At 35.1% G+C, this 1,175-nt stretch carries 2 protein-coding genes and 1 pseudogene; all 3 read right to left on the reverse strand.

Translation table 11 applies throughout. The annotated features are described in order from the left end of the window. Positions 1-240, reverse strand: a 240-nt coding sequence (locus tag ACFIKX_RS09710) for a type IV secretion system protein (protein ID WP_375627961.1), incomplete at its 3' end; no start/stop codon positions are given. 82 nt (positions 241-322) lie between these two features. Continuing rightward, positions 323-1,087, reverse strand: a complete 765-nt coding sequence (locus ACFIKX_RS09715) for a type IV secretion system protein (RefSeq protein ID WP_375661254.1) — start codon at positions 1,085-1,087, stop codon at positions 323-325. Then, positions 1,084-1,175, reverse strand: a pseudogene (locus tag ACFIKX_RS09720) (TrwH protein); the annotation flags it as partial. The gene ACFIKX_RS09715 and the pseudogene ACFIKX_RS09720, both read right to left, overlap by 4 nt.

Here is a 1,175-nt window from a genome sequence, read left to right on the forward strand (position 1 = left end):
TGTGGTAAGAGCTATTGAAGTAATAATACTTATCCGTAGGAAACGGTTTACGAATCCGGAGAGAGGCATATCGATAGCGCCACGGATGATGAGCCATCCGTAGATGATGAAAGCGATTGTGATACCGATTGAAACAAAGGGTGTAATTGTAGCTATTGTTTTTGAGGAAATATCCGTGACATATGTTTTTGTTATCTGATCAATTTTACTGAAAAGTTGCGTGAACACTGTAAAGTCCATGGAATTCCTCTTTAACGAATTTTCAACTTTTTATCACCTTGGAACATAGATATATGCTAAACGCTTCATTTTCATTTATACATTACCTAAGTGTTTTTAGCACGATATCTTGGCTTTGATAAAATCTTTGTGCTTCTCTTAATTGTTCAGAGAGTACTGAACCTTCTACATTGGTTTTTGTTTNTGCTACCATTTGTACCTTTATAGATTCATTTTGGATTATGGCTAACGAACCATCGATATGTGCTTGAAGATCTGCAATATCTTTCAGGTTTTCTTTTGTTTGAAGTTCATTAAATAGACTTTTGAGGTATTGAAAACGATTTTCTACGTTTTCAAAACTTTTTAAAGTTATAGCTTTATTTAGTATTGAGAAAAATTCTAAACGCTCAAAAAGCAACGTGCCCATTTGATCAAAAGGCTCAGAAATTTTGTTTTCGTCCTCTAATACCTCTTGATATGATTCTCTTGAAAGCTTATCACTCTTATAGAACGATTCTGGTTCTTTGAGAAAAAAACTAGAAAAATCTATAGTTTTAGGTCCAATTTTTTGACTATTTGTTATAGCCTGATAGGTTTTTTCTGTTTGCGAAAGTTGTTCTTTTTTCAACTCAAGCTGTTTTTTTAAGAGCTCAATAATTTCCCCTTTTTTTAATAGATCAATAAGCTCCAGATATTCTGCTGGTAGAGCAGATTGTGGCGGTGAAGCAGGTGGTAAGTCTACAGTTGGGTCCTTAGGTGGTGTTCGGGATTCGAAAGTTACTACGCTTACATCTGCATTTGCTGGAGCTAGATTCAGTATTCCCCACAGGGTAATCATTCCTGTTATAATAAATCGCTTTTTCATATATTTGCTCGCTTGATTTCGGCAGGGATTGTTTTATTAATAGGCACACGGTTCCTATCATTGGGCTGTTTTAGCTTTGGTGCTAATG

It is taken from the genome of Bartonella sp. CM86QHHN, assembly GCF_042194695.1.
Lineage (GTDB): Bacteria > Pseudomonadota > Alphaproteobacteria > Rhizobiales > Rhizobiaceae > Bartonella.